Genomic DNA, 22586 nt, shown 5'->3' on the forward strand with positions numbered 1-22586 from the left:
AGCATTTAGAAATGGGCGATAACATGGCAAGAAAAAGAGATTTGACACGGGCTAAAGTTCTGGCGGTCACAGAACACTTGATTGAAGAAAAAGGATTGACCGAGCTGACCTTACGGGATGTGGCGGACGCGTTGGCTATTCGGCCGCAATCTGTTTATAATTACGTCACCGGTTTGGCGGACTTGTTGGATCTAGTGGGCGCTGAATTTGTTAACGAAGTGACGCAAACCGTCGTTCAAGAATTGGTGGGTGTATCTGGGACCGAGGCGCTCATGACCTTCGCCCACGAATTTCGGTGCGCGACGCGGGATCACGCTGAATTGGCGCCGGTACTGTTGGATTTGAATACCCGCCAAAGTCCTCAGACCCAGGCGGTTTTTTCGCTAGTTTGACGCCAGCGGAGATCGATCAGCGTTTCGACCAAGTGATTGCTCTGGCCATCGCGACGATCGGCCTCGCCTGATCTGATCCACATCTAGAGACTAGCCAGCGCGGTGTTGCGGGCTAGTTTTTTCGTGTTCGCTTGTTTCATCCGTCAGCGTCGCGCCAGACTAATCTTACAAAATCGTCACATAAGTCTTACAAAATGTTCATATCTCGATCATCTTTTTCATTAAGCTTTCAAAACTTTACCTTATTATGAATAAATAAGTTTTTTTGAAGGAGCTGGATGAAAAAGTGAAAAGACATCGAACATTAATGAGAATAGCAGGTGTGATAGTCATGGCCAGTGTTTTAGTGGTTTTAAGTGGCTGCCAAACACAAGCAATCGCCGATGAGGATGTCGAAACGCCTTTGACCAAGGAACAAATCATTGAAAACCTGGGGTCAAAATTGGTTACGACCCGAGCGGACGATCAAACTGAGGCGAATAAAACCTATCAGGCAGCCTTGGCCAACGCTGATTACACATTGGCGCAACCTTACATCAAGGTCAATCCTTATGAAACCTCACCGCTCACCGCGTTGGTGATTTTCACAACGGCTGAAAAGGCCAAGGTGACTTACACAGTCGTGGGAAAATCAACCGGAACTTCGATTACCAATACGGTCAATGGCGGTTATCAGACCCAGCATCAAGTCCCGGTGGTCGGGCTTTATGCGGGAAATAATACAGTTAAGGTCACCGTCGAAACGGCCAGCGGAACGACGACCACGCAGAAGTTGGCCATCACCACCAGCACGACCCTGCCGAAATATATCAAGTCGACCAAGATCACCGTCACGAAGAATGATAAGAAGAAAATGGCAATTGGTGATAATCAATTAACTTTCTTGGTTCGGACGACGAAAGAATCCTTCGCCGTTGACGCGGATGGTGCGGTGCGGTGGTATTCCACGTATTATGTCCAACATATGTTGCAGCCAATCAGCAACGGACATCTCTTGATGTTGACTAAGGAAGATCAGGATGGGGATACGTATAATGATTTGCTGGAAACAGATTATTTAGGTCGGATCTATCAGGAATATACATTTGATACCAAGACCGGGAATAGCGAGCAGGCTGGCGATGACAAAACGGTGATCCACCACGACATTATTGAATTGCCGAACCATGATTTGCTGGCCACCGTCAGTGATGGCTCAAAGTATGTTGAAGATACCATGGCAGTGATTTCCCACACAACGGGTAAAGTTAAGCAAATCATTGATCTAAAGCGGATCCTGCCGGAAACGATGTACCAAGAATATCAAGAATCCGACGCGGGTACGGTGGACTGGTTCCATCAAAACGCGGTTTGGTATGACAAAAATGATCAGAGTATTTTGATCTCCGGTCGGAACCAAGATATGATTTTGAAAATGGACCTGAAAACGACCAAGTTGAAATGGATCTACTCAGGTAAGCAGAAATCGACCTGGCCGACTAAATATCAACAATTCTTGCTAAGTCCAACCAAGGGGACCACCGTGCTTGGCGGTCAACACGGCATCAATCTACTTGAAGATGAGCAGGGGGATCCAAGTAGTGAAGATATTTTGCTCTATAACAACAATATCAACGTGACCAACGGCGACAAAGACACCAGCGGTAAATATTCCGAAGGGGTTCAATACCATATTGATACGGATAAGATGACCATCACGGAAACTTGGTCTTACGGCAAATCCTTAGGGAAGGCCAATTTTACCCCGGCGATCGGTTACACACAGAAATTGAGCAATGGCAACTACTTGATTGACTTCGGCTGGAAGAATGACGCCACGGAAAGCAATATCATCGAGGTCGATGGTCAGAAGCAGGTGTATAATTTGACCGTGTCAAACCCTTCAGCCAAGGCTTATGTGTATCGGGCGTATCGTTTGGCCACCTATGATGAGAATTATCTGTTTGATGTCACCCAATAGAAAATTAGCTGATGATTGGCTTTTGCCCAGCACGCCGATTTGAATCGAGAAACCGCCGCTCCGACTTGGGGCTGGCGGTTTTTTATTATGATTGCGCCTGGTTGGCTTCCAGGCGATCGAGGTAATTCCAATCAATAAATCAGGATTGGGACTTTAGGCGGATTGGCAATTAATGAGAAATAGATTACAATTACTTCATAATATGAGATTGAAATTGAGCTGCTTTTAAGAAGGGTGGAGTTAACATGGCGATTTTGTTCTATGGAAGTTCAGGCAAAAAAAAGAATTTGAGCGCAGTTGACGAGGAGGTTTGGGATGATCAGGAAACTGCCCACAAATTTGGCAGAGAATTTGCTCGAGAAAAACGTGAAGCTGAGGGTGACCTCGATGAGGCTGCGGCAGAATTAGCGCAACTGCGGGCTGAAACCGCGGCTGAGACCGCGGAAGTAAAACGTGAAGCCGCCGCCGCCATTAAAGCCGCGGAAAGGGAGATTGAGCAAGCTAGCGCCTGCGTTGAGAAAGCTCAAAGCAAGGCTGCGGCGGACTTACAGGAGGCTGAGGCCGACGTGCGCCAAGCCGAAGTTAATCTGGCGCAAGCTCAAGAAAATCTTCACTTGGCCCAAGAACACGCCACCGCGGCCCGCGAATACGCTGAAAAAGTTGGAACGGATGCGGCGCAAGATGTCCTAAGTGATGCCCAGGATGCTGTGTTTGACGCACAAGATGAAGTTGGTGATGCGCAAGATGACTTGGAAGAAGCGCATGCTGATGTTGATGAAGCCCGCGCAGATGGTCAAGAAGAAATCGCCGATGCCCAGGAAGACTTGCAAGAAGCTCAAGATGAGCTGAAAGAGGTCAAAGCAGAAGCGGCGGCGGACATTAAAGACGCCGAAGCTGAGGAAACAGCTGCGCAAGCTCGCCAGCTTGGAGACACGCAAGATTTTGACAGTCCTGGCGAAGCACGTCTAGCCATAAAAATCTTGCGCTTCACCCAACGAATGATTGATGTGCGGTCCTTATTTAACAGCAAAAAACGCGCGCAAGGCGAAATTGATAAAGCCGACGTTGAGCAGGAAATTCAGCGGGCGCAGCAAGCGTTGGCTGAATTGGAACAAAAGAAGGGCCAAGCAGAAGCTGATCAAGACCAGCCTCAAAGCAAGGCTGAACAGGGTGATGTCGAACAAGACAATAATACCCAAGCCGAAGCCAGACCACATAAAAATCAGGACAATTCCGCACAGAACACTAACCAGGCTGACCACGAACCAACACAGGCACAAGCGCCAGCGGAGCAACCTGACGTCACAGCCACTGCGGCAGGCCAACCAAACTGGTATTCAGGCCCGCAGCAGGATGACGATAACTGGAACGACTTTTAGTTGCGACGGGGTACTCTTGAGGCATCCCCATAACCAAAAATAAAAATACCACGATCATGATTGAGCCAGATTGGCCTTAACGGCTGGGTCAGGCTGGCAATGATCGTGGTATTTTTTTGCTTTACAAGGTTGTGGTGTTATTGATCCAGCGACTGCTTTTTCTGCTGGAAGGTTCGCACGGTGAATAGGCGGGTGACTAAAGGCCAGAAATACCAAATGATGATCGGACTGGCGGTTAACAAAGCCATGGTCATTTCCCCGACGGTCAAACTATTAAAATCAAGGATGATCCAGAGGGTGAAGAATGGAACGACGGTGATGATCAGCAAAGGTAAACGAAATTGATCCAGACTTAGTGAGCGTTGGCGCTGTTCGGCTGACCAATGCTTGAAGCAGTAATTAAGTAGCCAGGAGTAAACGCTGATCACAATCAAGTAAAGCAAGAGATGTTGACCAATGAGCAATAGTGGTTGGGAAACCGGATGCTGACTCGAATTACTGTAGCTACCATAGCCAGTTACGATGAGACTCAGAATCGGGAATTTTCTAGCCGTGTTGTTAATGATGATAGAAAAGATATAGATCAAGTCGGCCAGCACGATCAAACCACCAATTCCGGAGAAAAGGTTACCAAACAACGTTGCGGTTAGATCCAAGACGGTCGTTGCTAAGATGACCCGGATCCAAGACCAGGCGATCCCCAATAGTAGTTGAGGGGCGTCCAGACCGATCGTGAAGAGGAAATTGCCAGTCAGAAAGAGGACAGCGACAGTTGCGGCACTTAAAGTGATCACCAAATTCTGACGTAACAAAGCCCAGCCGATTTCTTGACGGCGATGTCCCGTGCTCATAAGAAAGTCAGTAAAACCAGTCTGACGATCAATAAACGACGTGATCAGCACGAAAAAGAAACTGAGATAACTGATCGCAGTCGGCGAGGTAAGCAAAATCGAACCAAAGGGATCAAGCACATTCATTGTGGTGGAGTGCCGCAGTGTTCTCAAATAATTAACTTTAATATCGGCATTACTCAGGTCAGCACCCAATTTTGCCAAAAGAATCGCCAAGGCTCCGATAAATATAAAAATTAGCCAACGATGTCGTTTCCAAATTATTTTCTGCAGATTGGTCATGCTAGGACCTTCTTTCCTGTTGAAGTTGACCGATACTCTGCCTTAAAAAGATCAGTTAGTTCCAAGGGCAGTTCTTCGCATAAAACCGGTTCTAGCGCGGCGAGATCCGTGGCTAGACCGTTATCGTAATTTGTGAAGACTACCTCCAACACACGGCCGCGCACCGTTAAGATCTTACCCCGCTCATAAACCAATGCGGGAATTTTTTGCTGGCGAAAGACCAATTGGAATTTCTTGCTCTGCGTCCGCGTCGTTTCCAAAGCGTAATCCTGCGTGATCATCCCGTGATTCAAGAAAAGCGCACGGTCACAAAGTCCGTCCAACTCGTTCAGATTATGGGAAGCAATCAAGAAACCGCAGTGGTATTTCGTGCTGTTGGCGATGATCAGACGAACGATCTTATCACGCACGATCAGATCCAGACCATCAAACGGTTCATCCAAAATCACGAATTCAGTGCGACAACAAATCGCCAAGGTGATGCAGATAAAGGCTTGTTGTCCCTTGGAGAACTCGCGATAGTGTTTATTTTGCTCGATTTGATTGCTGAGCCAATATTTCTGCAATTGTTGCTTATCAAAGTTGGGATAAGCCAGTTGGTAATAGTCACTGATTGCCGTCAAGCGCTCGGATTGAAGGAACGGATGCTGCGGATCGACCGCGACTAGATGTTGTCGCAATTCGGGTTTCTCCATCAACCCGACCTCATCCAGGAAAATCCCCCCTTGATCTGGTTGATAGTAATTGGTTAAACAGTTAAGTAGGGTAGTTTTACCGGCACCATTACGGCCAACTAGTCCGATGATCTCCTGATCGGTCCAAGAAAAATCGATCTGTTTCAAAATTGGTTGTTGTCTAAAAGACTTAGCTAGATTAGTCACATCAAGCTTCATGATTCTCCTCCTCAAATTGTTCAGCTAACCATTGCTCCAACTGCACCTGTTGGATACCTTGAGCGCGAGCAGCAATGATCAAATGACGAAATTGTGCTTTGAATTTAGTGCTGGTCCGTTCATCAGCGGTAGTCTGCATCTGACTCACAAAAGAGCCCTTGCCCGGTTCGACGTAGATCACCTGTTGTTCTTCTAATAGTTTGTAAGTCTTAGCGACTGTATTGGGATTAAGTTGTTCCTGTAAAGCCATTTCACGGACAGAAGGAAGTTTGTCACTTGGTTGAAGCACACCTTGTAAGACCTGTGTTTTGATTTTGAGCGCTAAACGCTCATAAATTGCCAAGCCAGAATAATTTGGCGCGACCATGCTCATCATCTCCTTGTCTACGTGTACTATTATGCACAGTACACCGTGAAAAAGCAAGTCTTCTTCTGACTTTTTTTCAACTGATCAGGGATTGCTGGCATGTCGTGGGCGTCGTTTTGCACTGATTTGGAACGGCTGGTTCCTGTTCTTGAATCCTTGTTTGATTGCGGGTGTGGGTGGGTGTTGCGCGTGAGCGCAACCGGCTGGGACTGCTGTTGCGGACTGGAACGTGGTGGGCATCGTTTGAAGCCAATCCGCAAAGTGCGCGGCTTGTCTTCAAATCGAGCCTTGTCCTAAGCGGCAAAGCCGCCAAGGACAATTTCACCACTGAGCCGCGCAGTCCCAGCCGGTTGCTAGGCAGAATTGAGCCGATCCGCAATCGAAGCGAAGGATTTGACGAAGTGGTTTTGCGAGCTAGAGGTCAAACAATTGCCCACTTTTATGGTGGTACGGCAATGCCAACAGATTCGGATTAGTTCGTTGGTACATTTCGGATAGAGCCGACAACTTTATCGCGCTTTCCTAAGTGGGTTCGGGTTGTAAAATGACCGATTCAGTTGATTCAACAAGAACTTGCCGTAGTTTATCAGACAGACTGTGCTGGTGTCACCAATTTAAGGCTGGTGACCACTAGCCATGGCCGTCAATTGCGTGGATCTCCATCAATTGGCCATAGCCTGCCAGTTGGCGTGAGTGCTCAAACGACTGTTAAAACGTTGAGCGGCTGGAGCGGAGAAATTCGGGGCGAGATCGCCGTGAAATTGTCCTTGGCGGCTCTGCCGCTTAGGACAAGGCTCAGCTTTGAGATTCGCGGGTTTTGCGAAGCTCAAAGTGACGCCCACAGCGAGCTCACCCCGAATTTCGCAGCGCAAGCTGCGGCCATCCTACTTTTTGCTAAGCGGAGCGTTCCACACCCCCCCAGAACCATTGCATTTCTCGGCCCAGTTCGCTAAAATTGAAATTATTGAATCACTAAATCTGGAGGACAAGCGATGACATGGCTGAAAAAAGTACCGAATGGTTGGCAAACATTCGTTTTAGTAATCATTGAGTTTCTGTTAGGACTACTGATATTTTTAGAACTCAACAAGATTTTTGGCTATATTTTCTTCATCGTGCTATTCCTGGCCACGATTGCTTATTTGACGCTGATCACGAGTCGAGTCCACAAACAACGGATTACCGATACGCTTAATTTCATTTTGGCGCAGGCGATTTGGGTGATTGGGTTTGGTCAAGAATTCTTGAGCACTCACTTTGTTTTCTCCTTAGCGCTGATTCTTGGCGGGATCATTGTCATTTATACGTTGATCGTCCGCTCGCATTACTACGCGGACGCGGATTGATCACCGCAGCGGCGCGCCTGACGGATGCAAAAAGACACCTTTCGTTTAAGTGAAAGGTGTCTTTTTTGCGTGCTAGATCAGTAAGAATCAATTTAAACGGAAAATCAATTGGCCTTCTCCCGCGTCAGTTTCGGAAGATAAAGGAAAATCACCAGCCCAATTAGGAAGAGAATGCTTAAGGAAGCGGCGCCGATCGTTGATTTGCCAGTCCATTGGGTCACAACCCCAACGATGACTGGTCCCAAGACGGCGGAGAACTTACCCAGGATATTATAAAAGCCGAAGAATTCACTGCCGGACTCTTTGGGGATCAGTTTACCGAAATAAGATCGACTTAGAGCCTGGATGCCGCCTTGGCTGGTACCGATCAATACGGCTAAGAACCAGAAATCGCCAACAGAGTTCAAGAAAAAGGCGTAGATGCAAATGAAGAAGTAGATGACGATACCCGTCAGGATGCCGATCCGGGTCGATGTTTTGTTGGCCAGCCAGCCGAACAACAGCGAGAACGGAAAAGCGATCAATTGGACAACCAGCAGGACCATCATCAACATGGTGGTGTTAACGCCAATGTCCATCCCGATCGAAGTGGCCATGGTGAAAATCGTGTCGACCCCATCGATATAGAAGAAATAAGCGACGAGGAACCAAGCGGCGGCCTTATATTGACGAATATGTTTCAAAGTCCCCCAGACCCGTTTGAAGCTATCCACAATCGGATTTTTGTCGGGCTCAATGGCGTAGACCTGTTGAACATCGCGCAGGATCGGGATATAGAAGATGACCCACCAGATCGCGGCGAGAACGAAACTCCAACGGGCGACCCCGTAACTGGATAATTGGCCGAACCCTTTGGTCAGTTGTAAGACCAAGAACAAAATAAAAGCGAGCACACCGCCTAAATAGCCAAAACCATAGCCATAGGAAGAAAGCTTGTCCATCTCGTCGTCAGGAGCTACATCGGTCAAGAAACTGTCGTAAAATAAATTCCCACCAGAATAGCCGATGATCGAGAGAATGTAGACAAACAGGAGCCATTTCCATTGATTAGTTGGGACGAAACTTAAGGCGGTGGTCATGATGATGCCCAACCAGGCAAAGCCGTTGAGCATCTTCTTTTTGAAGCCCCGGTAGTCTGCTAACGCGCCTAAAACAGGTGCCAGTAAGGACACTAATAACGTGCCAATACTATTGGCGTAACCCCAGTAGGCTGTCGAATTGGCTGCGCTGACCCCATTATCTTGGGCGACTGCTTTGAAATAGACGGGGAGCACCGCCGTGGTGACGATGATGCCATACCCTGAGTTGGCCCAGTCATAGAAAACCCAACTCCATTGTTTTTTATTTAACCTCATGTTCTTCTCCTTTTTGAAACGTGTTGCGCCAGCCCAGCTTCTTCCGCTTAACTACGCCAGGCTTCCGGAAGCAAGGTACGCTTCCAAAATTCTGGCTAGGTTAATGCTCAGAAGCTACCCAGGCTGGCTCGCACTCTGTTTTGAAATGTGATCACTAGCCATGGTCGTCAATTGCGTGGCTCGCCATCAATTTGCGATAGCTTGCCGGCCGGCGTGAGTGCTCGAACGGCTGCTAAAACGTTGAGTGGCTGGAGCGGAGAAATTCGGGGTGAGATCGCCGTGAAATTGTCCTTGGCGGCTTTGCCGCTTAGGACAAGGCCTGATTTTGAGACAAGCCGCGTACTTTGCGGATTGTCTCAAAACAGCGCCCACAGCGAGCTCACCCCGAATTTCGCAGCGTAAGCCGCGGGCATGATAACCGACCTGTGTAGCTCTCACTCTTTGTTTTTGATCACGTCGTCTAGGCAATGTCCGGCTAGTGGTTCGGGGAATTCAACGCCTAGGAGTTTGGCGAATGTCGGGGCCTCGTCAACTAAATTCGCGTGTTCAAGTGTGACGCCGGCAGCGACTGCGGGGCCGTTGAACAAAATGGTTGTCTGATAATCAGGTTTGTCAGGATCATAGCCATGAACGCCATGATAGCGGTCTGGTGTTCCTAATGAAGCAGGATCGACTGTTTCAACGATCATTGGTCGCTCACTTTCATCAGTGAAATAATAACCCTCTTTAGCTTCGACCATTAAAGTGCAAGCTGGATCTGCGCCGCGTTGGAGCGCGGCTTTACGTCGATAGATCTTTTCGACACCTTCGACCTGACCAATCACTTGTTGTAATTGAGCCAGATCGTTGAAGTTTTTCGTGTAGATATAAGTACTGCCGTCACAAGTTTTAGCCATAACCGACCATTCTTTGAAGGTCTGATCGGCTTCTGATTTGAGCCAGCCCTTCTGCGCGAAAAGCGTGTTTAGATGGATCATTTTATCAACGTTGATTTGATAATGGTCGCCGAGAACAACGAAATTAGTGTCTTCATAATAACCACCATCTTTAGTCGCTTGGATCAATTGCGCGACCTGCTGATCCAATTTACGTAATGCGGCCATGGCCTCTGGTGAACGAACGCCATAGCGATGGCGCATACTATCCATGGCGACCAAGTGGATCAAGGTCAGATTTGGTTTTTTATTTTTTAAAGTATCCACCGCGCAAGCCGTTAGAAACGCGTCTAACTGTGGTTGCTTGATTCCTTGCCGCATTTTGCCATATTTATGATTCAGTTCCAAAATAAACAGCGGCGAACTGGCTTTAAGCGAAACCAAGACTTGATTGGTCCAAATTCGATTTGGGAAAATCTCGGCTAAATTATAGGTGATTTTACTTCCGGCGGTGACAGGCCAGAGAAAAGCGGCTGTGGTTAAGCCTTGTTGACGGGCCAAATCATACAAAGTTGTTGATTTAACGTCCTTTTGATACCAAAACCAGTCAGGCGAGCGTCGTTCTGGCTGGATCTTGGTATTATTGACGATGCCATGAACATTGGGATATTGGCCTGTAATGATCGTCGTGTGAGAAGGATAGGTCAAAGTGGGATAGACCCCTGTGACTGACTTAGCCCAAGCGCCGGTTTGGATCAGTTGCCTCAATGTCGGCAGTTCATCCATGTGTTCGCGCAAATCGCGATAACCCAGTGAGTCCAGTGAAATAATGACCATATGCTTATTTGCCAAGCTCAAAACTCCCTTACTTTTAATTATTCATGGGTCAATTATACGCTTATTGACCCTCAGATGTAAGGTGGCAAGCCTTAGAGCTTGGCGAATCTTCGTCAATGATGGCGCGCCTTTCAGGAGAGGGCGCGTTCAACTGATGAACGCGTCCTTTTCGTGATTGTGACGCCGCGACACTGGAAATGAAAAAAACGCCATGTTTGGGGGCAAACGTGGCGACAAGGGTTAGTTTTTTGGCTGCTGCGATTTCTGCGAGGTCTCCGCGGCAACCGTGGTTTTTTTGCTAGGGAAGACCCAGAGACGCATAAAGACAAAGTTGAACGGAATCGTGATCAATAGTGAAATTAGCGGGGCAATGCGCGCGTCCAACCCCCAAACGTTGACCCACAGGTGGGGCACATACATGCTGATCAGCATGGAAACGCCATAGGTCGCATAGTACTTGAACAAAGTCCAGGCGCTGAAATGCTCAGCCTTGAAAACAAATTTAAAGTTCAGGTAGATGCCGAGGATCGAAGTTAATAAGAAACCTAAACCGTTGGCCAATGACGGCCCGATTTGGCGGTAAGTTAGATAGTAGATCGCCAGGGTCAAAAGCGTGTTCAAGGCGCCCACTAAGCCAAATTTAATGAACTGTTGGACGATTTTGATTTTTAACAGGCGGGTAATCAGATTCTCTTTTTTCATGATGGCATCACTGTCCTTGTTGATGTTGACGAAACGTTATTTGCTGCGGTCGGACTAAGTTAACAACCAATTCATTGACTAGCGCCGCTTTGAGCGCATTGCATTAATCGCATCGCATTGGGCGCATCGCATTGAGCACATTGCTTTGATTGCATCGAAAAGCGGTGGCGCAATTACGCTAGCAGCCCATAGGCATAGGTAACCGCGCGATCATCGGTCGTAACATTGCTAAGTATAACATTGACAACTCGCTTTTGCAGTATCAGCAGGGGAAGATTCTGTGAACAGCGTGACCATGCTGTGACGTCGGTGGGAAAACTTTGTGCTTTAGCGGCAATCTGCTAAAATGTAAGCATGGAGTGTGAAACTGATGGTGGATACAGCAATGATTTTGGAACAGCCGTTTATTACGATCACCAATATTATTTGGAGTTTCGATCGGGCGACCGGACAGTTGCAATTACTGCTGGTGCAACGGGCCAGTGAGCCGGACGCGGGTCGCTGGGCTTTGCCGGAAACATTTATGCGGGCTAATGAAAGCGCGGATGAAGCGGCCCTGCGCTTAATCAAAGAGAAAATCGGCCTGAACTTGGCGGCCTTTCATACAGAACAATTGGCGACCTTTACGGATCAGCGGCGGTCAGAAGGCGCGCGGGCCCTGTCGTTGGCATACATGACCTTTTTGCCGGAGATGCCGCCGCTTCGAGCTGGCTATGGCGCCTTGGCCGCGCAGTGGTTTACGTTTTCGGTGCACCAGACGCAGTTTCAGTTGCGCTATGGTGATCTGCGCTTTGTCACTGCCGCCGCAGACAGTGCGGAGCGTTATTATCAACAGTTACATTTACCTGAGCCGGCGACGCATTTGGCCTTCGATCACGAATGGATCTTGGCGATAGCTTGCGCGCGGATCAAGAACAAATTGGATTATCAACCCAATATTCTGTTAGTGCTAGGCGAGCACTTCACCTTGAAGGCGGCGCGGACGATTTATGCGGCTTTTCTGGGGGTAGCGGTGCAAGCCATTGACAATTCCAATTTCAAGAAGACGCATCAGCATTTATTTGTGGAAGTGGGGACCGTCAGCAACCGGTCGATTGGTCGACCAGCCAAGTTATTTCGGTTGGCCAGCGTTCAAGATTGAATTTTCAGCACAAGAGGTGTATGGTAGCTTTAGTCTAATAAAAGTATTAAGTACTTTTTTATTAACGAAATAAAAGTAAAAAATACTTTATTGTTTGAATGGTTTTATCTTAATCATTGGAAACCGAAGTAGGGACGAAAATCGGTAAAGGAAATGAGTTAGAAATGAGTCAAGTAAAGCAATCTAAGCGTCTGATCTCACAGCAAGTCACGACCAAACCGCGGGTCATTGTCGTGGGCGCGGGGCTGGCGGGCTGCTACTTAGCGGCGCAGTTACAAACCAAGTGTCAGGTGATCATGGTGACCAAGGGCACGCGGGCGCAAAGCAATTCGATGTTGGCCCAAGGCGGGATCGCGGTGGCGTTGGATCCGGGAGATTCTCCTCAGCAACACGAGCAAGATACGTTAGCCGCGGGGGATTACCATAACCGCAAAGCCGCGGTGGCCCAGTTGGTCAGCGATGGCCCAATTGAAGTGCGGCAATTGATCAAAAACGGCATGCAATTCGATCAAACCGCGTCAGGCGAACTGGCCTTTGGTTTGGAAGGGGCCCACCAGCGGCCGCGGGTAGTTCACGCAGATGGCGATCAAACTGGGGCGGCGGTCACCAGCTTTGTGCAGGGACAGCTAACGACCGCGATTCAATGGCGGGAGGAGACCGCGGTGGTGCGACTTTGCCAACGTGAAGGCCGCTGTGTCGGCGTGCTGACGCGCGATCAGGCCGGTGCCTTGACCCGGATCAACGGCGATGCGGTGGTTTTGGCGACGGGTGGGTTAGGCAATTTATACGACTTCACCACCAATGACGCGACTGTTACTGGTGATGGGATGGCCTTGGCATTACGCGCTGGCGTGACGTTAACGGATATGGCCTTCGTACAATTTCATCCGACGCTATTGTCGTTGCAGGGGAAATGTTATGGCCTGATCACCGAGGCGATTCGTGGCGCCGGGGCGGTTTTGGTTGATGAGGTTGGAACGCGGATCATGGCCCAAGTCCCTCAACAGGATCTGGCGCCTCGAGATGTGGTCGCCCGGCAGTTAACGGTTTGGCGGGCGCAAGGTCATCAAACATTCCTTGATATCAGTGCTGTCGCGGATTTCGAGCAGCATTTTATCGGGGTGACGGCCAATTTGGACGCGCATCAAGTCCCATTTCGCCAAACAAAATTGATCCCGATCCAGCCAGGCGCGCACTTTATGATGGGCGGCATTCAAGCAGATTTGACGGGGCGCACGTCAATGGCAGGGTTGTGGGCCATCGGCGAAGTCGCCTGTAACGGCGTTCACGGCGCCAATCGCTTGGCCAGCAATTCTCTTCTGGATTGTTTGGTCAGCGGGGCCAAAGCGGCGCAAGACATTGAACGGACTTGCCAAGAACAGGGTCGGGTCGGGCGAGCCGCCAGCGTGACGGACGCTACCACCGCATCGGCGGCTGGGGCGGCTAACCAGCGGCCGATCGTCAAGTTACCTTCCTTGGCCCAGTTGCAAGAGCAAGCTTGGACCAACTTAGGCATCGAGCGGACGCACCACCAATTACATGGCTTCTTGCGTTGGTTGGACCAGTTCAACGCTGAGACTGTCGCGCCAGAAGACTTGAGTCCCGCGCAAAATACAATCGCTAATCTATGTCTGTGCGCTCGGGCGATCGCTCAGGCGGCCTTGGCGCAAAGACAAAGTTTAGGGGCCCATCATTGGAAGGAGGCACGGAAAGATGAATCCTGTGCAAGTTGAGCAACGTTTACGCGAATTTCTAGACGAAGACTTGGGTTTTGGCGATGTCAGCGGCCAGTTTTGGGGTTCGCAACAAGTTAGTGGTTATTTGGTCGCAAAGCAAGCGGGGGTGATTTGTGGACAAGACCTGCCCCAACGGATTTTCGATTTACTGGGTCGAAAGACAGCCACCTACCAACAATTGGTTCCTGAAGGCGCGGTCGTGGTCCCAGGCACGCGGATTGGCCAAGTCCACGGCGCGGCGGCGACGATCTTGGCCGGAGAGCGGGTCAGCTTGAACTTGTTGCAGCGAATGAGTGGGATCGCCACGGCAACGCGCGCGGCGGTCAGCGCGTTAGGCGATGACCAGATCCGCATCGCCGATACTCGAAAAACCATGCCGGGGCTACGAATCTTCGATAAATACGCGGTTACCGTTGGTGGCGGTGTGAATCATCGTCTGGGACTCGATCAAGGCGTGATGCTCAAAGACAATCACTTGGCGGCGGCCGGTGGGGTCGCGGCGGCGATCGCCCAAGCTCAAGCCGTGGCAGGTCCCTTGCTTCGGGTGGAAGTCGAGGTCGAAACGATGACTGAGTTACAAGCGGCCATTGCCGCCGGCGCCGATGTGATCATGTTTGATAATCAAACCCCAATGACGGCGCGGAAGTGGGCTCAGTTGGTACCGGCGGGTATTTTGACCGAGGTTTCTGGCGGCGTCACGTTGGCGAATTTAGCGGATTATCGCGGTGCTGGCGTTGATTTCATTTCCTTAGGTTATTTGACCAATGACGTTCGGCCGGTGGACATCAGTTGCGTGTTTACAGAGGCGGTGAAATCATGATTTTAACCAGTTTAGCCGACAAGGTCGCCTTTAACCAATACTATGAAGAAGCGCCGGCTGATCAGATCCAGCGCATCCGCCGCATCAAGGCCGAATTTGGCGCGGATCTGTTTCTAGTCGCCCACCATTATCAGAAGGATGAGGTTGTTCAATTCGCCGACGCCCAAGGTGATTCGTTGAAATTGGCCCAAATCGCCGCGGAAAATCATGACGCGAAGAAAATTGTATTCTGTGGCGTTCATTTTATGGCGGAAACGGCGGACATTTTGACGGGCGCGGATCAAGATGTGCTGTTGCCTGATCCGATGGCGGGCTGTTCCATGGCTGATATGGCCAATTCGTACCAGTTAGCGCATTGCTGGCAAACGTTGACCGCCACCTATGGCCAGGAAATCCTACCGATTACCTATGTCAATTCGACCGCGGCGATCAAGGCCTTTGTGGGTCAGCATGGCGGCGTCGTGGTCACGTCCAGCAACGCGCCGAAAATCGTCGCTTGGGCTTTGCGGCAGGCGAAGCGTTTATTGTTCTTGCCGGATCAGCATTTGGGGCGCAATACCGCCTTGCAATTAGGCTTGGCGCCCAGTGAATTGGGCCTATGGCTAGCTCAAGAAAATCGCTTGCAGGCAGTGGCGCCGCAACAGGTGCGGGTGATTCTTTGGGATGGCTACTGTTCGGTTCACCAACAATTCAAGGTCAGCCAGATCACAGCGCTGCGGGCGCGGTATCCGGAGATCAAAGTGATCGTTCATCCGGAGTGCGCCCACCAAGTGGTCGCAGCGGCTGATGAATTTGGCTCAACCGCGGCGATCATCAAGTATATTCAGGCAGCGCCTCAGGGGGCGCGGATCGCCGTAGGTACCGACAATAACTTGGTTGGCCGACTGATCAAACAATATCCCGACAAAAAGATCATGGCGCTCAATCCGTTTTCGTGCTCGTGTATTTTAATGAACCGCATCGATCTGCCCCACTTGGCCTGGGCACTGGATCAGGTTGCCGCTGGTCGTGAGGGCAATGTGATCAAGGTTGACGCGCAGACCGCCTTTTGGGCGAAGCAAGCGCTGGACCGGATGTTGACCTTAAGTGTTTAGGAGGGGAAACGATGATTTACTTCGATCACGCCGCGACAACGGCGATGAGTTCGGCTGCGTTGACGGTTTACCAGCGGGTCGCGCAAGATTTCTACGCCAATAGCGAAAGCTTGCATCAGGCGGGCACGGCGGCTGGGCAACTCATTCAAGAAGCGCAACAACAGCTGGGACAATTATTAAACGTGAGCGGTGAAGGTTTGATTTTCACCAGCGGGGGCACTCAGGCCAATCACTTGGGCATTACCAGCCTGGCGCACGGCACCAAAAAAAAGCAAATTCTGGTCAGTCCACTGGAGCACGCCTCGGTTTATCAGATTCTGGACTATTTAAGCACTCATGAGGCGTACCAAATCCAGCGACTGCCTGTGGATTCCGCCGGTCATGTTACGCCGGCCAGCTTGACCGCGGCTTTGACGCCAGAAACGGGTTTGATCGTGATCCAGGCGACCAACCCGATCACCGGGATCTGTCAGCCGCTGCCAGCCTTGGCCGCGGTGGCGCAAGCGGCCGGCGTTCCCTTGTTTGTTGATGCGGTGCAAGCGGTGGGTAAATTACCGCTGGAGCTAACGCAGGTGGCCGGCTTCAGTGCCAGCGCGCATAAATTCAATGGACCTAAAGGTTGTGGGCTCTTGTATTTGGCCCCGACGGCCTTAGCGAGCGGACCATTCCATCCGGTCTTCCAGCAACACGGGTTCTTGCCAGGGACGTTAGACACGCCCGCCATCGTCAGTATGGTCGCCGCGTTAGCGCTCAATTGCCAGGACCAGCCCGCGGCGTACCGCCAATTGGCCCGGTTGAAAGAATACTTGCTGACCCATTTACCGGCGGCTTTCACGCCGGTCGCGCCGACAGCGGAGTTCCCGGGAATTTGTGGGTTGCTATTGCCCCACCATCCCGGCCAAGAAGTCGCCACGATTTTGGGCCAGCAGGGGATCTGCCTGTCCACCGTTAGCGCCTGCAGCCTGAAAGATCCTCGACCGGACCCGACCTTGCGCGCCTTAGGTTATTCGGCGGAGGAAGCGGACAGATTCCTAAGAGTTTCCTTCGGCCCCGAAAACACTACAGCCGAGATCGACCAGCTGGTAGCCGCCTTGGCGACCCAAGCATGTTGAAAGCCAGCTAATCAAGCTGGATAAACACGAACTTTATCGGCACTATTATCGACAAAGTCTGTTTATTTTCGATTCGGCTTGCAGGTGAAACTGAGCGCGAAAATTAGACGATTCTGTCATGGCCAACTTTTTTTGCTGAATTTACAGCAAAAAAAGTTGGCTATTTATTTCGGCAAATAATTGACTTTGTCCCGTTATTCTGCTATTTTAGATATCAATCATCATAAACGCATTGAGAAAAGAAGTAGCATCATGGCCTTAAGCGCAGAGAGTCCAGAACTGGTGAGACTGGATCTGAGGTTGTGGTTTGAAAATGGTTTTTGAGCGGATTTTCCGAACAATCAGGGAAATACGGTGGCCCACCGTTAACATGGCACAGTCTCCAAGGCGCAAGAAGTTTTTGGGTACTGAACGAGGTGAGGTTCGTGAGAATCTCATGAGTAAAGGTGGTAACGCAGGTTGGATGCCCTTGGCAATTGTTTTTGCTGAGGGCATTTTTCTTTCACGCGCGGCGCCAGACACTTGGGGAGACGCCGCGTGGACAATTAACGGTAAGCGATGAACGCTTAATCAAAGAAATAGGGGTGGACCAGCAATGGCAAATTTTTTAGTGATTCAAACGGATTTCGGTTTACAGGATGGCGCGGTCAGCGCAATGTACGGTGTAGCTTATCAGGTCGAGCCCTCATTGGTCATTAATGATCTGACGCATGAGATCGAACCCTATAATATTCACGACGCCAGCTATCGGTTGTGGCAAACAGCCAGTTATTGGCCGGCAGGGACGGTTTTCGTCTCGGTCGTGGATCCAGGAGTGGGGTCAACGCGCCGTTCCGTGGTAGCTGAGCTGGCTGATGGTCAGTACATCATCACACCTGATAATGGGACGTTGACTTATTTGGCTAAGTATGTGGGAATCAAGGCGGTCCGTCAAATCGACCAAGCGACGCAGCGATTAGCCGGTTCTTCAGCCAGTCATACCTTCCATGGACGTGATGTTTATGTCTATAACGGCGCGCGCTTGGCTTGCGGGAAGGTTGATTTCGCCGAATTAGGCCCGGAATTACCAGTGGCGGAGTTGGTGACCTTTCCTTTGGAGGCGCCGCAACAGACGGAGACCACGATTCGGGGCACCATCGACATTACCGACGTTCGTTTCGGATCGTTATGGACCAATATTCCCGCGGATTTTTTCAAGAAATGGGCCGTCGCGTATGGCGAAAGTTTATCCGTGAGTATTTACTATCAGGGTGTCGTCCGGTATCACGACCAAGTTATCTTTGGCCGGTCCTTCGCTCAAGTTCCCGCGGAATCGGCGGTTTTGTACATCAATTCCCTGTTGAATGTGGGGCTGGGGATCAATCTTGGTTCCTTCGCGACCACGTATCAAATCGGGACCGGCAATGATTGGACGATCGAGCTTACCCGCTCGCCGAAATAGGCGGCGTCGGGCGACACTGCCTGAAATTGCACACTGGTGGTAGGGTGGACCTACTGGGACAAGACTTTGGAGGTAGAACAATGAGTAAGAAATTTACAGTGAAACATATTGTGGCGATCGGGATCGGGGCGGCGGTTTTCTTCATTTTGAAGCGCTTTGTGACGATTCCAACCGGGATTCCCAATACAGACATCGCCACAGCCTATCCATTCTTGGCGTTATTGGGGGTTGTTTATGGCCCAATCGTCGCTGGGCTGGCGGGTTTCATTGGTCATGCGCTAGGCGACTTAACCACTTATGGCGCTTGGTGGTCCTGGATCTTGGCCTCAGGGGTTCTTGGGGTTCTCTTTGGCCTGTTAGCGAAGCGCATTCCCATCAACCAAGGTGTTTTTGGTAAAAAAGAATTGATTGTCTTCTTGGTCGGCGAAACCATCGCTAACTTGGTAACTTGGCTAGTGCTCGCGCCAGTGGGTGATATTCTGATCTACGCCGAAGCGCCGAACAAAGCGTTCACCCAGGGGGTCGTCGCTGGGCTGACCAACGCGATCGTGACCGGGGTGATTGGGGCGATTCTGTTGAAGGCTTATGCGCAGACGAAAACGCGCAAAGGCAGTTTGAATAAAGAAGCGTAGGACCAGATGACGAAAATGATCGAGTTTCACGATTTTAGTTTCAAATATGAAAGTCAGGCCGAGCCCACATTACGCCATTTGAACTTGAGTATTCAGCAAGGTGAGAAGGTCTTGATCATGGGCGCCAGCGGTTCGGGCAAGTCAACCTTGGGCAAATGCCTCAATGGTTTGATCCCTCAAGATGAACCGGGCACCGCCACCGGCAGTCTAACTGTTAATGGTCAGGTTTTCGGCCAGGCGTCGATCTATGACCTTTCCTTGGATGTGGGGACTGTTTTACAAGATACTGATAGTCAGTTTGTTGGGTTGACCGTCGCTGAGGATATTGCTTTCTCCTTGGAGAACGAAATGATCGCTCAACCGGAAATGCGTCAGGCCGTGGATTATTGGGCGCAACGGACAGAGCTGACCCGTCACTTGCAGCATCACCCCCAAGAATTGTCCGGCGGGCAGAAACAGCGCGTGACCATGGCTGGGGTCCTGATCGACGAAACGCCGATTTTACTTTTTGACGAACCCTTGGCCAATTTGGATCCGCAGACAGGTTATGACGCCATCCAAATGATCGATCAATTGTATCGCTCGCAAAAGTTCACCACCATCATTATTGAACATCGCTTGGAGGAGGTGCTCGCGGCGCCGATCGATCGGGTGATTCTGTTGGATGAAGGCCAGATTGTCGCGGATCTGACCCCGACCGCGTTGTTACGCAGTGATTTATTGACGCGCTATGGGATTCGTGAACCTTTGTATATCACCGCGTTGAAGCGGGCCCAAATCAATTTGAACCAATTCGCCGATTTAACCCAGGTTGATCAGCTGGTGGCACCAGAAATCACCCAGGCCTTAGCGCCATTGCAGGGTCAATTCCAGGCGGCGGCGCAACACCCGACGCCCTTGTTGACCTTACGGCAGGTGACGTTTGGCTTTGATCCCGGCGAACCCGTGATCAAACAGATCGATTTGACTGTGAACCAAGGCGAGATGGTCAGTTTAGTTGGTCAAAATGGCGCCGGTAAATCAACCTTGTCTAATTTGATCACCGGTTTTTATCAGCCGCAAAGTGGCGATATTTTGTGGCGGGGGCAATCGTTATTAGGCGATAGTATTAAGGAGCGCGCCGACAAAATCGGCTATGTGCTGCAAAACAGCAATCAAATGCTGTCTAAAAATATGATTTTTGACGAAGTGGCGCTAGGTTTGCAGAATCGCGGAGTGGCGCCGGATCAAATCGAGCCGCGAGTTTGGGCGACCTTGCGGATCTGTGGACTGTATGAGTTTCGTAATTGGCCAATTTCCGCGTTGAGTTACGGGCAAAAACGACGGGTGGCGATCGCCGCGATTTTGGTCTTAGAACCAGAACTGTTGATTCTAGACGAACCGACAGCCGGCCAGGATTATCGCCATTATAGTGAGATGATGGCCTTCTTGCGCCAATTGAATCAGCAAGGAATCACGATATTGATGATCACGCACGATATGCACTTAATGTTGGAGAATACCCAGCGAACCTTGGTGCTGACGGACGGCCGTTTATTGGCGGACGAGGCGCCCGCAGCGGTCCTGTCCTCAGCCAGCTTGGTCAAGTCGGCCAGTCTGCGGGAAACAAGTCTTTATCGCTTGGCGGAGAACAACCAGATCAGTGACGCCAGCGGTTTTGTGGCCGCGTTTATTCAACAGGAACAAGCGGAGGTGACCCATGGAAGCGAATAGTCTGCTTGGTTATCAAGCGAAAAAGACCCCGATCCATCGCCTTAGTGGTCTAACCAAGCTCTTGAGTTTTCTGTTGCTGTCGGTCATTGGAATGATTTCCTATGATACGCGTTTCCTGCTCACGATGGCGTTGTTTTCATTGATTATTTTCCGGGTGGCGCGGATCCGTTATCGTGAGATCGTCGTCGTGCTCAAATTCATCGCATTCTTTTCCGTGCTGAATTTGTTGGCTGTTTATCTGTTTGCCCCGGAATATGGGGTTACGATCTACGGCACCCGGCATGTGATCTTCAACGGGGTCGGCCGCTATACTTTGACACAGGAACAGTTATTCTATGAGGCCAACCTGCTGATCAAGTATTTCGTTACGATTCCGCCGGGGTTGATTTTCTTATTGACGACCAATCCCAGCGAGTTGGCTTCCAGTATCAACCGCATTGGGGTTTCCTACAAGTTCGCCTACGCCATCTCTTTGGCCTTGCGCTATATTCCTGACATTCAAGGGGATTTCCGGACCATCGCCAAAGCGCAACAGGCGCGCGGCAACGAATTGTCAGGCAAGGCGCCTCTGTTTCAACGCGTTCGCGGTAATCTAACCATTGCGATCCCGTTGATTTTCGCAAGTCTTGACCGCATCGAAACAATTTCGGCCGCCATGGAATTGCGCCGTTTCGGCAAGAAAAAAGGTCGGACCTGGTTGATCGCCAAGCCCCTCCAAACCGCTGATTACATCGCGTTAGCAGTGGTCGGCGTCCTTTGTCTTGGCGGTGTCGCACTCTTAGTTTTGGACCACGGCCGCTTTTATAATCCTTTCCAAGGTTAACATTGCAAAAAAAAACAGGAGCTGCCGCGGCAGCTCCTGTTTTAACGTGATCGATTAAATGGATCTTGGCGGACTCGAACCGCTGACCTCCTACATGCGAAGCAGGCGCTCTCCCAGCTGAGCTAAAGACCCAATAGCTGATGCTTGTTTCAGAACAATTTCTATTCTACCGCAAAATAGCCCCCTTGACTAGCCCCAAAATTTCCAGAGTGCGAACCGACCCGGGTAGCTCCTGAGCATTAGCCTAGTAATTGTTTTGGAAGCCGCACCTTGCTTCCGGAACAATTACGTAGCTAAGCGCAGGGAGCTGGGTCGGTGAGCACGTTTCCAGCCACGACAAACGTCCTGAGGCGGTTGCGTCCCCACCAACACCCACCAAAACCTGCAATTAAGTGAAAGATCAAGAATAGAAAACAGTCATTCCTAATCAGTTTCAAAACGAAACTCATCACAACCAAAGGACTTGCGTCAAATCCGGGGAACAAGTATAATCTTTTTAGTTACTTTTAGTAAGCGATGTTTTAGTTTTGTTTTCAAAGGATCAGGGGGATCAAAGTCAACCATCCGTGACTAAAGTCACAGGCTTGTGAGAGCATCGCCTAACGGCGACACGACCACAATTTGCTTAGATACAGCCATCGCCTGCAAGCAGGTCTTACGTGCTAATTACCAAAGCCTTTAGAGTTCGCAGGTTGCCAGACGGACTGTGATTCTTAGTTAAGGGCTAAGCCTTTAGCCAAGATATTTTTAGCAGCGTTGTGATCACGGATGTGGTACGTGCCACAGTATGGACACGTCCATTTACGATCGGCAAGCGTTAGTTTCTGTTCACCCA

General features: G+C 50.2%; 23 protein-coding genes and 1 tRNA gene. 16 read left to right on the forward strand and 8 right to left on the reverse strand.

Annotation, left to right across the window (positions count from 1 at the left end; genetic code table 11):
- Nucleotides 1–23 precede the first annotated feature (23 nt).
- From EKM94_RS10075 to EKM94_RS10085, 3 genes are all read left to right on the forward strand, one after another.
- Nucleotides 24–392 (forward strand): TetR/AcrR family transcriptional regulator, encoded by a 369-nt coding sequence (locus EKM94_RS10075; RefSeq protein WP_164511195.1) that lies wholly within the window; start codon nucleotides 24–26, stop codon nucleotides 390–392.
- Between the two features lie 331 nt (nucleotides 393–723).
- Complete coding sequence (locus tag EKM94_RS10080; protein WP_225422208.1) at nucleotides 724–2352, forward strand: aryl-sulfate sulfotransferase; 1629 nt, start codon at nucleotides 724–726, stop codon at nucleotides 2350–2352.
- Nucleotides 2353–2597: 245 nt separating this feature from the next.
- Entirely contained in the window at nucleotides 2598–3731 is a 1134-nt protein-coding gene (locus EKM94_RS10085) for a coiled-coil domain-containing protein (RefSeq protein WP_125601331.1), read from the forward strand.
- Nucleotides 3732–3868: 137 nt separating this feature from the next.
- On the opposite strand, the gene EKM94_RS10090 is transcribed toward EKM94_RS10085, so the two are convergent.
- The 3 genes from EKM94_RS10090 to EKM94_RS10100 all read right to left on the reverse strand — a co-directional run bounded on the left by EKM94_RS10090 (nucleotide 3869) and on the right by EKM94_RS10100 (nucleotide 6124).
- Nucleotides 3869–4786, reverse strand: a complete 918-nt coding sequence (locus EKM94_RS10090) for a hypothetical protein (protein WP_125601334.1) — start codon at nucleotides 4784–4786, stop codon at nucleotides 3869–3871.
- Between the two features lie 74 nt (nucleotides 4787–4860).
- Entirely contained in the window at nucleotides 4861–5757 is an 897-nt protein-coding gene (locus EKM94_RS10095; protein ID WP_125601337.1) for an ATP-binding cassette domain-containing protein, read from the reverse strand.
- On the reverse strand, nucleotides 5747–6124 hold the full coding sequence (locus tag EKM94_RS10100; RefSeq protein WP_125601340.1) for a GntR family transcriptional regulator: 378 nt from the start codon (nucleotides 6122–6124) through the stop codon (nucleotides 5747–5749). Before EKM94_RS10100 ends, EKM94_RS10095 begins: the two co-directional genes overlap by 11 nt.
- 176 nt (nucleotides 6125–6300) lie before the next feature.
- On the opposite strand from EKM94_RS10100, the gene EKM94_RS10105 reads away from it, so the two are divergent.
- From EKM94_RS10105 to EKM94_RS10115, 3 genes are all read left to right on the forward strand, one after another.
- The gene (locus EKM94_RS10105; RefSeq protein ID WP_125601343.1) at nucleotides 6301–6600 is read left to right on the forward strand and encodes a hypothetical protein; all 300 of its coding nucleotides are present in this window, start codon (nucleotides 6301–6303) and stop codon (nucleotides 6598–6600) included.
- A gap of 81 nt (nucleotides 6601–6681) precedes the next feature.
- Entirely contained in the window at nucleotides 6682–7077 is a 396-nt protein-coding gene (locus tag EKM94_RS10110; protein WP_125601346.1) for a hypothetical protein, read from the forward strand.
- A 39-nt stretch (nucleotides 7078–7116) separates the two neighbouring features.
- On the forward strand, nucleotides 7117–7470 hold the full coding sequence (locus EKM94_RS10115; RefSeq protein WP_125601348.1) for a hypothetical protein: 354 nt from the start codon (nucleotides 7117–7119) through the stop codon (nucleotides 7468–7470).
- Between the two features lie 104 nt (nucleotides 7471–7574).
- Here EKM94_RS10115 and EKM94_RS10120 read toward each other — a convergent pair whose 3' ends face one another.
- Nucleotides 7575–8825 carry an MFS transporter gene (locus tag EKM94_RS10120; protein WP_125601351.1) on the reverse strand — a complete coding sequence of 417 codons (1251 nt, stop codon included), beginning with the start codon at nucleotides 8823–8825 and terminating at the stop codon, nucleotides 7575–7577.
- 147 nt (nucleotides 8826–8972) lie between these two features.
- On the opposite strand from EKM94_RS10120, the gene EKM94_RS10125 reads away from it, so the two are divergent.
- The gene (locus tag EKM94_RS10125) at nucleotides 8973–9227 is read left to right on the forward strand and encodes a hypothetical protein (RefSeq protein ID WP_125601354.1); all 255 of its coding nucleotides are present in this window, start codon (nucleotides 8973–8975) and stop codon (nucleotides 9225–9227) included.
- Nucleotides 9228–9259: 32 nt separating this feature from the next.
- Here the strand turns inward: EKM94_RS10125 and EKM94_RS10130 are convergent, their stop codons facing one another.
- A complete protein-coding gene (locus EKM94_RS10130; RefSeq protein ID WP_125601389.1) occupies nucleotides 9260–10537 on the reverse strand; it encodes an alkaline phosphatase family protein in 1278 nt (425 codons plus the stop codon).
- Nucleotides 10538–10777: 240 nt separating this feature from the next.
- Nucleotides 10778–11239 carry a GtrA family protein gene (locus EKM94_RS10135; RefSeq protein ID WP_125601357.1) on the reverse strand — a complete coding sequence of 154 codons (462 nt, stop codon included), beginning with the start codon at nucleotides 11237–11239 and terminating at the stop codon, nucleotides 10778–10780.
- A gap of 370 nt (nucleotides 11240–11609) precedes the next feature.
- Here EKM94_RS10135 and EKM94_RS10140 point away from each other — a divergent pair, with 370 nt between their 5' ends.
- The 9 genes from EKM94_RS10140 to EKM94_RS10180 all read left to right on the forward strand — a co-directional run bounded on the left by EKM94_RS10140 (nucleotide 11610) and on the right by EKM94_RS10180 (nucleotide 21751).
- Nucleotides 11610–12380, forward strand: coding sequence for an NUDIX hydrolase (locus EKM94_RS10140; protein WP_125601360.1), 771 nt, complete (start codon nucleotides 11610–11612; stop codon nucleotides 12378–12380).
- A gap of 164 nt (nucleotides 12381–12544) precedes the next feature.
- The gene (nadB, locus tag EKM94_RS10145) at nucleotides 12545–14113 is read left to right on the forward strand and encodes an L-aspartate oxidase (RefSeq protein ID WP_125601363.1); all 1569 of its coding nucleotides are present in this window, start codon (nucleotides 12545–12547) and stop codon (nucleotides 14111–14113) included.
- Nucleotides 14094–14936, forward strand: coding sequence for a carboxylating nicotinate-nucleotide diphosphorylase (gene nadC, locus EKM94_RS10150; protein ID WP_125601366.1), 843 nt, complete (start codon nucleotides 14094–14096; stop codon nucleotides 14934–14936). Before nadB ends, nadC begins: the two co-directional genes overlap by 20 nt.
- Nucleotides 14933–16030: a quinolinate synthase NadA gene (gene nadA, locus EKM94_RS10155; protein WP_125601369.1), complete on the forward strand. Its 1098-nt coding sequence runs from the start codon at nucleotides 14933–14935 to the stop codon at nucleotides 16028–16030. The genes nadC and nadA overlap by 4 nt, the downstream gene beginning before the upstream one ends.
- An 11-nt stretch (nucleotides 16031–16041) precedes the next feature.
- Nucleotides 16042–17142 carry a cysteine desulfurase family protein gene (locus EKM94_RS10160; protein ID WP_125601372.1) on the forward strand — a complete coding sequence of 367 codons (1101 nt, stop codon included), beginning with the start codon at nucleotides 16042–16044 and terminating at the stop codon, nucleotides 17140–17142.
- A gap of 595 nt (nucleotides 17143–17737) precedes the next feature.
- Nucleotides 17738–18583, forward strand: a complete 846-nt coding sequence (locus EKM94_RS10165) for an SAM hydrolase/SAM-dependent halogenase family protein (RefSeq protein ID WP_125601375.1) — start codon at nucleotides 17738–17740, stop codon at nucleotides 18581–18583.
- 80 nt (nucleotides 18584–18663) lie between these two features.
- Nucleotides 18664–19215 carry an ECF-type riboflavin transporter substrate-binding protein gene (locus EKM94_RS10170; RefSeq protein ID WP_125601377.1) on the forward strand — a complete coding sequence of 184 codons (552 nt, stop codon included), beginning with the start codon at nucleotides 18664–18666 and terminating at the stop codon, nucleotides 19213–19215.
- Between the two features lie 15 nt (nucleotides 19216–19230).
- Complete coding sequence (locus EKM94_RS10175; protein ID WP_125601392.1) at nucleotides 19231–20928, forward strand: ABC transporter ATP-binding protein; 1698 nt, start codon at nucleotides 19231–19233, stop codon at nucleotides 20926–20928.
- Complete coding sequence (locus EKM94_RS10180; RefSeq protein WP_125601380.1) at nucleotides 20915–21751, forward strand: energy-coupling factor transporter transmembrane component T family protein; 837 nt, start codon at nucleotides 20915–20917, stop codon at nucleotides 21749–21751. Before EKM94_RS10175 ends, EKM94_RS10180 begins: the two co-directional genes overlap by 14 nt.
- A 59-nt stretch (nucleotides 21752–21810) precedes the next feature.
- On the opposite strand, the gene EKM94_RS10185 is transcribed toward EKM94_RS10180, so the two are convergent.
- Nucleotides 21811–21883: transfer RNA gene (locus EKM94_RS10185), tRNA-Ala, on the reverse strand.
- Between the two features lie 581 nt (nucleotides 21884–22464).
- Nucleotides 22465–22586 (reverse strand): zinc ribbon domain-containing protein (locus EKM94_RS10190; RefSeq protein ID WP_164511196.1); only part of this gene is annotated, 122 nt, incomplete at its 5' end.

Source organism: Lapidilactobacillus achengensis (assembly GCF_003946655.1).
GTDB lineage: Bacteria > Bacillota > Bacilli > Lactobacillales > Lactobacillaceae > Lapidilactobacillus > Lapidilactobacillus achengensis.

What these genes read in the sequence shown, in the direction of transcription:
- EKM94_RS10075 (WP_164511195.1), top strand. Translation starts at nt 24, where the DNA reads ATGGCAAGAAAAAGAGATTTGACACGGGCTAAAGTTCTGGCGGTCACA.
- EKM94_RS10080 (WP_225422208.1), top strand. Translation starts at nt 724, where the DNA reads ATGGCCAGTGTTTTAGTGGTTTTAAGTGGCTGCCAAACACAAGCAATC.
- EKM94_RS10085 (WP_125601331.1), top strand. Translation starts at nt 2,598, where the DNA reads ATGGCGATTTTGTTCTATGGAAGTTCAGGCAAAAAAAAGAATTTGAGC.
- EKM94_RS10095 (WP_125601337.1), bottom strand. Translation starts at nt 5,757, where the DNA reads ATGAAGCTTGATGTGACTAATCTAGCTAAGTCTTTTAGACAACAACCA.
- EKM94_RS10100 (WP_125601340.1), bottom strand. Translation starts at nt 6,124, where the DNA reads ATGGTCGCGCCAAATTATTCTGGCTTGGCAATTTATGAGCGTTTAGCG.
- EKM94_RS10115 (WP_125601348.1), top strand. Translation starts at nt 7,117, where the DNA reads ATGACATGGCTGAAAAAAGTACCGAATGGTTGGCAAACATTCGTTTTA.
- EKM94_RS10120 (WP_125601351.1), bottom strand. Translation starts at nt 8,825, where the DNA reads ATGAGGTTAAATAAAAAACAATGGAGTTGGGTTTTCTATGACTGGGCC.
- EKM94_RS10130 (WP_125601389.1), bottom strand. Translation starts at nt 10,537, where the DNA reads ATGGTCATTATTTCACTGGACTCACTGGGTTATCGCGATTTGCGCGAA.
- EKM94_RS10135 (WP_125601357.1), bottom strand. Translation starts at nt 11,239, where the DNA reads ATGAAAAAAGAGAATCTGATTACCCGCCTGTTAAAAATCAAAATCGTC.
- EKM94_RS10140 (WP_125601360.1), top strand. Translation starts at nt 11,610, where the DNA reads ATGGTGGATACAGCAATGATTTTGGAACAGCCGTTTATTACGATCACC.
- nadB (WP_125601363.1), top strand. Translation starts at nt 12,545, where the DNA reads ATGAGTCAAGTAAAGCAATCTAAGCGTCTGATCTCACAGCAAGTCACG.
- nadC (WP_125601366.1), top strand. Translation starts at nt 14,094, where the DNA reads ATGAATCCTGTGCAAGTTGAGCAACGTTTACGCGAATTTCTAGACGAA.
- nadA (WP_125601369.1), top strand. Translation starts at nt 14,933, where the DNA reads ATGATTTTAACCAGTTTAGCCGACAAGGTCGCCTTTAACCAATACTAT.
- EKM94_RS10160 (WP_125601372.1), top strand. Translation starts at nt 16,042, where the DNA reads ATGATTTACTTCGATCACGCCGCGACAACGGCGATGAGTTCGGCTGCG.
- EKM94_RS10165 (WP_125601375.1), top strand. Translation starts at nt 17,738, where the DNA reads ATGGCAAATTTTTTAGTGATTCAAACGGATTTCGGTTTACAGGATGGC.
- EKM94_RS10170 (WP_125601377.1), top strand. Translation starts at nt 18,664, where the DNA reads ATGAGTAAGAAATTTACAGTGAAACATATTGTGGCGATCGGGATCGGG.
- EKM94_RS10175 (WP_125601392.1), top strand. Translation starts at nt 19,231, where the DNA reads ATGATCGAGTTTCACGATTTTAGTTTCAAATATGAAAGTCAGGCCGAG.
- EKM94_RS10180 (WP_125601380.1), top strand. Translation starts at nt 20,915, where the DNA reads ATGGAAGCGAATAGTCTGCTTGGTTATCAAGCGAAAAAGACCCCGATC.